The sequence below is a fragment of the Empedobacter falsenii genome, assembly GCF_019308355.1.
GTDB classification, from domain to species: Bacteria; Bacteroidota; Bacteroidia; order Flavobacteriales; family Weeksellaceae; genus Empedobacter; species Empedobacter falsenii_B.
In genome coordinates, this window is the sequence record NZ_JAAGKM010000070.1 from 1 (window position 1) to 8,554 (window position 8,554).

The 8,554-nt window shown below is 33.2% G+C and carries 7 protein-coding genes and 1 pseudogene; 3 read left to right on the forward strand and 5 right to left on the reverse strand.

The window, feature by feature from the left end:
• Positions 1–138: 138 nt before the first annotated feature.
• Positions 139–420 carry a hypothetical protein gene (locus G0Q09_RS14385; RefSeq protein ID WP_219035397.1) on the reverse strand — a complete coding sequence of 94 codons (282 nt, stop codon included), beginning with the start codon at positions 418–420 and terminating at the stop codon, positions 139–141.
• 45 nt (positions 421–465) lie between these two features.
• Between G0Q09_RS14385 and G0Q09_RS14390 the strand changes: the two are divergent.
• Positions 466–1,375, forward strand: a pseudogene (locus tag G0Q09_RS14390) (IS982 family transposase).
• Between the two features lie 192 nt (positions 1,376–1,567).
• Here G0Q09_RS14390 and G0Q09_RS14395 read toward each other — a convergent pair.
• The 3 genes from G0Q09_RS14395 to G0Q09_RS14405 form a co-directional block, all read right to left on the reverse strand.
• Positions 1,568–1,987 carry a transposase gene (locus tag G0Q09_RS14395; protein ID WP_219035398.1) on the reverse strand — a complete coding sequence of 140 codons (420 nt, stop codon included), beginning with the start codon at positions 1,985–1,987 and terminating at the stop codon, positions 1,568–1,570.
• Between the two features lie 9 nt (positions 1,988–1,996).
• Positions 1,997–3,073, reverse strand: coding sequence for a phage tail-like protein (locus tag G0Q09_RS14400; RefSeq protein WP_219035399.1), 1,077 nt, complete (start codon positions 3,071–3,073; stop codon positions 1,997–1,999).
• 383 nt (positions 3,074–3,456) lie between these two features.
• Positions 3,457–4,065: an endonuclease NucS domain-containing protein gene (locus tag G0Q09_RS14405; RefSeq protein WP_219035400.1), complete on the reverse strand. Its 609-nt coding sequence runs from the start codon at positions 4,063–4,065 to the stop codon at positions 3,457–3,459.
• A 213-nt stretch (positions 4,066–4,278) separates the two neighbouring features.
• On the opposite strand from G0Q09_RS14405, the gene G0Q09_RS14410 reads away from it, so the two are divergent.
• A complete protein-coding gene (locus G0Q09_RS14410) occupies positions 4,279–5,118 on the forward strand; it encodes a tyrosine-type recombinase/integrase (RefSeq protein WP_219035401.1) in 840 nt (279 codons plus the stop codon).
• A 21-nt stretch (positions 5,119–5,139) separates the two neighbouring features.
• On the opposite strand, the gene G0Q09_RS14415 is transcribed toward G0Q09_RS14410, so the two are convergent.
• The gene (locus tag G0Q09_RS14415; RefSeq protein WP_219035402.1) at positions 5,140–5,487 is read right to left on the reverse strand and encodes a helix-turn-helix domain-containing protein; all 348 of its coding nucleotides are present in this window, start codon (positions 5,485–5,487) and stop codon (positions 5,140–5,142) included.
• 2,668 nt (positions 5,488–8,155) lie between these two features.
• Here G0Q09_RS14415 and G0Q09_RS14420 point away from each other — a divergent pair.
• Positions 8,156–8,473 (forward strand): carboxypeptidase-like regulatory domain-containing protein, encoded by a 318-nt coding sequence (locus G0Q09_RS14420; protein WP_257468287.1) that lies wholly within the window; start codon positions 8,156–8,158, stop codon positions 8,471–8,473.
• The last annotated feature ends 81 nt before the right edge of the window (positions 8,474–8,554 follow it).

The following is an 8,554-nucleotide window of genomic DNA, read 5'->3' on the forward strand; positions in this document are numbered from 1 at the left end:
CTAAAATTACTGCTTGTATATCTTAAAGCCACATTTCGAAAACCCCATAATACATAAAGCTACTCCGGTTCCGTTCAACGGGCTTTCATCTCTAGCCCTCCGGGCAAGACGAAAGCTTAGTTATTAGCTGTAGTTCTTTTATTTTTCAATTCTTATAGAATCAATTTTAAATTGGTCTGATGGAAGATTAAATTTTATAGTTTTTCCCTTAATATTTAATTCTGGATCAAAATCAAAACCTTTAAATGCATCATTTATTGGTGTAAATTTTCCACCCATATCAGACTGAATTAGATTTCCAAAAATAATTTTATAGTCTTTTTCATTAGTTGACGTTGGTAATCCGATGTAATTATTATCATAACCTGAGTTCGGGATAAGAAAAGAGTAAAAAATTTGTATAAAAAAGTAATAATTCATATATTTAAGTTTCTGAATTTCAAATATTTAAACGAATTATTACTTATGATTTTGAAAGACCAAATTACAAACATTTTTGTACAAATCGATGATTTTTGTAAAGAATTTGACACACAAATCAAACTTGAAGCCCTGGGAGATTCCCAAAAAAGAAGAAACAGGTCTTGTAGAATGTCGGATTCTGAAATCATTACTGTAATGATTGGTTTTCATTTAGGGGCTCACAAAACCTTCAAGCACTACTATCAGGAAATTGTTTGCGGATATTGGAAGGATATGTTCCCAAACAGCCTTTCCTACAATAGGTTTGTGGAGCTTCAACAAAGATGCTTCATGGTATTTGCATTATTTTTAAAAGAAAAAGGGTTGGGAAAATGCACCGGAATCAGCTTTATGGACAGTACTACTTTAAAAGTTTGCAGAAATCAAAGAATCCATAATCACAAAGTTTTTAAAGGCTTGGCGGAGCGTGGAAAATCTTCAATGGGGTGGGTTTTACGGTTTTAAACTACACTTGGTTTGCAACGAAAAGGGAGAGCTTCTATCCTTCTACTTAACCAAAGGCAATGTGGATGACAGAAATCCAAAACATATTAAAAAGATGACCGAGCAACTTTTTGGAAAACTCTTTGCGGATAAAGGATATCTTTCAAAAGCACTTTGGGAGATGCTTTTTGCCGATGGTATTCAACTCTTTACCAAACTCCGAAAAAATATGAAAAATCATATTATGAAAATGGAAGACAAGATTTTGCTAAGAAAAAGAGCCATCATTGAAACCATTAATGATGAGTTAAAAAATCATTGTCAAGTGGAACATACCAGACACCGAAGCATTAATAACTTTATGATCAATATCTTGGGAAGTCTAACTGCGTACTGTTTCTTCCCGAAGAAACCGTCACTTAATTTAGAAAAAGTAAATGACGGTCAATTATTTTTAGCTATCGCTTAAACCGAACTCAGGTAATTTTATACTTCTGATTTTCATTGTTGGGTTTTTTATCAGACTCAAATATTAATTGATTAATATGGATAATTTCTAAATGAGTCAAATTATTACTCCTCAAATGGGGTAAAACAGAGGACTTCTTATGGGGATGTTTTTTATCTAAAACATCTGTAAATATTCTCACATAATTTGGTTTCATTTTGCGTGTTTTTTTATCCATCGGTACAAGGTCGCTTTCGGTATATTGTATCGATCCATCACTTGTTTTATCGTCATTTGATTCGAGTTTATTTGCTCTAAAATGAAATCTATAATTTCTTGCGTGTAAATGTTTTTACGGAAATTAGGCAACACCGAAGTTTCTTTTTTGTCTGTTTTCAAAGTTTCCATCGGTGCATATAAAATGATATGTCGGGTATAGATTCTAAAAAAATCATACGCTAATAGTTTACTCCAGCGCAAAAGGTAGAAGGTATCCATACTTTCCTTTTTATACATTTCCTGAATTTCTGCTTCAGAGCATTTCAAAAAATCACAAATTCGGGACATTTCAATATCAGATTCTTCAACGCGCTTTTCAATTAAATGGCCTATATGTATTTCTTTAAAATTCATTTCAAAAAATTAATACTTCACCATCAAAACACCTGTTGAAGTTCGATAAATTGTGCCCGTGGGCAATGATGAGGCGTCTGCATTATCTTTATACACCGGTAAATTCTCTATCACTACCTGACCACTTGCTGTTTTGGTAACAGGAAGACCCGTCACATATCCCAAAACTCCATGTTGGTTAGAAATAACCGTTCGTGAACCTGTAAATGTCTGTGTTTGGGTGATCTCACTAATCGCTCCGTTTTCTGGAAGAGAACTATTTCCGTTGGGAAGGGTAAAAATTGCATTTTCCTGTCCGTTGAGTGGCAGTTGGCGCACACGGAATGTTCCATTTACATCAAATGTTTCCGTAGGAACAGGAGCATTGATGGTACTCAATCCTTGTTCTGTAATTTTGAATCCAAACGGGCTGGATCCCCCTGAAGAGGTGTGGGGCGCAATCAATAATCCGTTTCTACTGTAAGCTGCCCCATCGCCATCTGTAGAGAAGATAAGTCCTTTATCTCCTGCTCTGGACAACGAACTAAATGAACCCGAAGCCAAATTACTGATGAAATTAAGTGTAGCCGGATTGCCAGCGCTTCTGTTGGCAATCATGGAGAAATCAACCGTGTTAGTTGTTCCGGTAGAATTCAACACTGTAAGCTTTCCTACATTACTTACCCCTCCGATGCTTACCGAACCGTTGGTGTAAATATTTTGCCCGTTTGCGTCGGCCAGTTCAGTAGAGGGTGACTTTTTATACCAGGGACCTTTCATACCCGGGTCAAATTTCATCCAGACTGTACCATTGAAATAAAAGTATCCGGCTGAAGTTACATTGATTGTTTTGGCAGAGGTATTGGCAGGTGTCAAAGCTTGTGTTACATAGACAATTGCTCCCGTTTGTGTGGAGAGGTACAATGCATCTTTTGCTTTTAACTGCGTACCGGTAAGCCTTGGAGCTATTACTCCATCAATAATAGTTGGATCCGTGGGTTTACCCACAACATCTAAAGTCCCACTCGGATTTTCGGTATTAATTCCTACTTGTGCATGAATATTCATCGCCAATAAGATGAATCCTGATAAAATGATTTTTTTCATATTGATTATTTTTATATTGATTATTTTTAAAATCTCTTACCGCTCTTTCAAAACAGAGGGCGGTAAGAGCATGGGTTTTATTCGTTACAAGTTCTTTCGACACAATTCCAAATCGTTCCGTTGTACAATTTCACATCCTTGCAATTTATACTTATTGGATTGTAATTTTAGGTTTATAGACAAAAAAATAAAAATTATAAATAAATATCTCATGTTTTTTTTTAATTATTACAGCTAACGGATTAGGTATTTGCGATGGTGCGGAAATAGCGTACCGTCAGCTGAGTTTTGCACTAAAGTTAAATAGAATTACCGAAGTTGAGCATTTAACGTCAAGCCGCACTATTGCAAATACCCTGTTACAGGCAGTACATTTTTGTCTCTTAATTTACATTGTCAAATCGGAAACTCAAAATATACTTTGTCAAGGTGATATTGGTCATAGCTTTGGCGGCATAAAAAAGTCTGTCGTCAAAATCCGATGCAACTAAAATTCCACGAATATTTTCCGTCACCCCACTTGATTTTAAAGCACCAATATATCCCATAATTTGTCCAAATGCTGCATCTTTTGCTTTCCCTGCTTTTGTCTCTATTATAACATAGTCGCCATTTTTATCTTTGCAAAGTATGTCAATAAAACCTGCGTCTGTTTTATATTCTCTACTTACAAGTGTTAATCCATTTTCTATTTCTGTCAATCTGTTTGATAGATAAATTTGTAAATCTTTCTCGATTGAAATTGCAAAGTCTGTTACAGTCTGTTCCTCTATAATTTTATCTTCGTTCAAGTCATTGTTTTCTATTAATTCTGACAAATCAAATTTTCCTGTATTGATTTTGGAACGATACCAAGCATAATGAGTTTCCTTCCATTTACTATTGGGGAAGTGTTCTAATACAAGTTGTGTCAAGGTTTCATAGCTTGGCATTTCTCCATTAGAAATTGTCTGGTCTATAACAAGTTGTTTAATTGTACTGTATTGTTGCATATGTAGTTTGATGTTGTTTAGGGTCGTTTGCGTATTGCCTGTAACATTGCTTTTTCACGAAACTGATCTAGCTTTTATTTCGTAAAAAATCAACTATATCCACATTACGTAAAATTAAAAACAAATATAATTATTTTTTTGTAAATTAGACACTTACTAAAACAAAATTCATGTATCACGAAGTAATTTGATGTAAAATGTAATAATGAATGTATGGATAGCGAAACGATTCTAAAAACGTTGCAAAATCGATTAAAATTACAACGATATGCAAACAATACCATAAAATCGTATTGTGGTTACGCTCAAGTTTTCTTAGAGCAGATGGAAAAATACAATAGATTAGATGAAATTCCTATTTCAGAAATCGAATTGTTTATCAATACAAAAGTAATTCAAGAAAATATCAGTGTTTCCTATCAACGTTCTTTGGTTGGAGCAATTAAAAAAGTATTTGAATTAGTTGAAAATCAGAAAATCGAATTAAATTATCTTTATCCAAAACGAAAAGTTAATAAATTACCAACTTTCTTTTCTCAAGAAGAAGTACGAAATTTATTAAATGCAACAGAAAATTTAAAACATAAAGCTATTCTTACCATAATCTATAGCTGTGGATTGCGACTAAGCGAATTGATAAATTTAAAAATTGCAGATATAAAATCAGAAAGTAATTTACTTCTTATTCGTCAAAGTAAAGGTAACAAAGATCGTATAGTTGCTTTGCCAGATAAACTTTTGCTATTATTGAGAGAATACTATAAGGTTTATCAACCTAAAGACTTTTTGTTTGAAGGCGCAAAAGGCGATCAATACAGCGAAAGAAGTGTCCAATTAATTTTAAAAAACGCTATGAGTAAAGCTGGCGTTTTATCAAAAGGCAGCGTACATACATTAAGACATTCCTATGCTACTCATCTTATAAAAAGTGGAATTGATGTTCGTGTAGTTCAAGAATTATTAGGTCATAACGACATTAGAACTACCATGATTTATACGCACATTACAGATATTGATAAAAAATCTACACCAAGTCCTTTAGATTTTTTGTGATAATTTGTAAAATCTAACATATTATTTTATCTCAACAACCTTCACCACTTCACTTTTCAATACTTTAGTGCCTGCCTCATTATAAGTTTGCTCTACAGTCACTTTAATTTTATCATATTTAGGAGTTGGAAAATCTAACAATTCTCCAATGTTTTTATATCCAAATGCTTTTGCCAAAAGAGTGATGTGACGGGTTGAGTATTTGTGTCTCTGTGTAGCAGATTCTACATTCCCAACAAAAGATTTAGCAACCCCCATTTTTAAACTGAGTTCATCTTTAGTAAATCCATGTTCCTTCCTAAGATTTTTCACGTGATTTATCAAGTCAAAGTCAAATTGAGTAGTTTCAAAATCAAATAATTTCTTCATTTAATAAAAGTTGTTTATCCAACTTGTTGGATATTAAAATAATATTATTATATTTGTATAAGCAAATTGATAATTAGACTTTTAATAGTCATAATTAAACGATGAATCTCGAGTCAAAACGACCAATTTTCCATCGAGAACACCGTGAAATTGCTCCATGTCTCAAAAGTTTTGTACTTTCGTAATACGGCATGGGCGGTTTTCACATATGCTTTAGGGGTAACTTTTAAACTTTCGAGTTTATAAGCTGGGTTTGGTCGCCCACGGTACTAAAGTGTGAAGCCGCCTTGCTTTTTTTGCAAGTATTTCTTCATACACGAGAAACATCGTTCCATAAAACCCAACACAAAATGAGAACGAAACAATTTCAATTCATCCGTAAAAAACCTCCAGACAAAGTCTGTTCGTTTTTTCCATTCTTTTAAAGAACAATTCTCCGTTCTATAACATTTAACGAAACGTAAAGAAAAGGTTCCCCTTTCTTTACTCGCTCTCTATCAGAGCCTCGGTAATGAGACTTTGACAGCTAGGTTATACTCTTTTTTTCGCACATTAAAAGTAAACCCTTTATTGCCATTTTCCAAATTTATTGGGCTCTGCTACCTATTATTTAGATGTGAGATGTGAGATTTTAGTATTGAGAGAATTCAATTATGTACAGATTAGATTTCTTGAAATGACAGAATATTAGAAAATAAAGTGTTAAAAAGTGTTAAATTTCTGTATCGGTGTATATCGAAAATGACACTTTTCTGTATCGGTTATGTATCCGCGCTATATCCATTCTGTATCCATTGTATATGCGTTCCGTATGGTTTGTTCGTGGTTCGTGTATCGGAAGGGATTGTTAGGATGTACTATGTACTATGTATTAAGTAAAAAGTACAGATTAGATGTTAGATTTTAGATTCGAGATTCGAGACGCGAAATTCGAAATTCGAGGTGCGGGATTTGAGAATTTATATGACAATGAATTTGAATATTGAAAAAGGATGAAAAACCGGCATTAAAACTCTCACGTTAAGAAAATGGTTGAGTGCAACGTTAAAAAGGTTTTAGCCCGTAGGGTTTGTAAAATCTTTAGAGGAGTGAAAACATTTTTAGTAGAGAGGTTTACAGCCAAGCGTTTTTTGTTTCGTTTTTTGCGCTCAAAAAATGAAAATAAAGAACAAATTTGAAATAAAAAACCAAAACCCCTTTCCCAAAAACAAAGTTGGCGCGATGTACTGGAAAAGGAGAGGCTTTTAAAACTAATGTTGAATTTTAAAAAACTTATGTAAAATTATGAAAGAGTAAACAGATTCACACTCTATCCCCCGAAGACAACACAATAAGAAAGTAAATGATCTTCATAAAATGTATTAGTGTTAATTTTTTTCATTTATTAATGTATTTTTTAAAACCTGTCGGAGGGGGATATTTTAGGAGGAATATAGGATTAACAGGCGCGAATGCACGCACGCGTGATAATAGAGATGAAATTCTAAATGGAATTTGCGATAATAAGAAGTTCTCTATTTATTGCTTTTTGCTTGATCAAAAAGTAATCAAAAAATCAAGTCTGTGCTTACAAGTCGGACAATAACGGCTACTCGCTAAATGCTTTAGAACATTCGCATATGAAATGCGAACATAAATCATTTTTAACGCTCTTTACGCCGAATTGACACTCGACTTTTCAGCAATGACGGTTTATATATTGAAAAAGAATTAGAAAAATGTCATATGATTTGGAGGCGAGTGTCAAAAAGTTGAAGTAAATGGTTAAAATATTTTACTGTTTGCGTAGCAAATGATTTAAAATATTGAATGGCTGAAACTTATTTTGACCGTCGAAAATCAAAGACAAGAGTTTTTTGATTACTTTTTTGCTCTCTTCCCCGAAGGGCATATGAATTCCGATAATTAAAATAGATAAGCTATGAATAAAAAAGTGATAGAAAGAATTTTACATTCATTTTTTCCTTGATGAAAAAACATTTGAAATTAAAAGGAGAAGCTCCAGTGGAGCTTAGGTAAAATTGTTACAAGTTGATTAATAATTATATGTTCATTTTTTCCTTGATGAAAAAACGAACCAAAAAAATCAAGTCTGTGCTTACAAGTCGGTCAATAACGGCTACTCGCTAAATGCTTTAGAACATTCGCATATGAAATACGAACATAAATCATTTTTAACGCTCTTTACGCCGAATTGACACTCGACTTTTCAGCAATGACGATTTATAAATTCGTTGTTATAAATGGATTTGAGTATTGAAAAAAGGATTAGAAAAATGTCATATGATTTGGAGGCGAGTGTCAAAAAGTTGAAGTAAATGGTTAAAATGTTTTACTGTTTGCGTAGCAAATGATTTAAAACATTGAATGACTGAAACTTATTTTGACCGTCGAAAATCAAAGACAAGTCTTTTTTCGTTAGTTTTTTTGACGAAAAAAAGTGACATTAAAGAAAAGAATACCTGAGCCATACAATGGCTCCTCCTCTTAATTTCAAATGTTATTAAAAAGTGAATTTGAATATAAATAAGAATAAAAACGTTAAGCGTAGACCGTATAACGTAAAAAAAACAAAAACCCCTTTCCCAAAAACAAAGTTGGCGCGATGTACTGGAAAAGGAGTGGCTTTTAAAACTAATGTTGAATTTTAAAAAACTTATGTAAAATTATGAAAATATTTTACTTTAAACTCAATAGGCATATATTAAGTGTGCTATTGGGATTGGTTTGTGCTACACCCCTATTTGCACAAACAGGAAAAACCGTGACTGGAACGGTGAAAGATCATAACCATTTGCTCTCTGGCGTGGTAGTAACAGAAGAAGGTACACAGAATAGTGTGCGAACTGATGCGAATGGATATTATGCGTTGACCTTACAACATGATGATGCTAAACTTATTTTTGAGCAATTGGACTTCCCTATTCGTGAAGAAGAGGTATTTGGATATCCTAACGAAAGTTCCAGAGTAAGAAAAGGTATATAATACTTATCTTACAATTATGAAAGGAATAAAAAATCATTACGATGCTTCATTTAAATTACGAGCGGTAGAATTGAGTTATGA